The sequence below is a fragment of the Burkholderia guangdongensis genome, assembly GCF_013403875.1.
GTDB classification, from domain to species: Bacteria; Pseudomonadota; Gammaproteobacteria; order Burkholderiales; family Burkholderiaceae; genus Burkholderia; species Burkholderia guangdongensis.
On record NZ_JACBNX010000072.1, the window covers coordinates 1 to 281 of the forward strand.

Genomic DNA, 281 nt, shown 5'->3' on the forward strand with positions numbered 1-281 from the left:
GGCGCGAACTTCCGTGAGAACAACATGGCGAAGTACGAAGGCCAGTTCGGCCCGCTGTACGTGTCCGCGCACTGGTCGTTCGGCGGGCGCGCCGGGTCGGCCGCCGCGGGATCGGGCTATGGCGTCGGCCTGTCGTACTCCGGCGCGGCCTTCGGTGTCGGCCTGGGCTTCGACAACGTGAACGAGCTGAATGTGGCCGAGTTCGTCGGCGCGTCCGGCGGGAACACGTTCGCGAAGGACATGCGCGCGACCGTCGGGCTGCGCTATACGTTCGATTCGCT

General features: G+C 68.0%; 1 pseudogene. It reads left to right on the forward strand.

Annotation, left to right across the window (positions count from 1 at the left end):
* Positions 1-24: 24 nt before the first annotated feature.
* Positions 25-281: pseudogene (locus HZI36_RS26745) on the forward strand (porin); the annotation flags it as partial.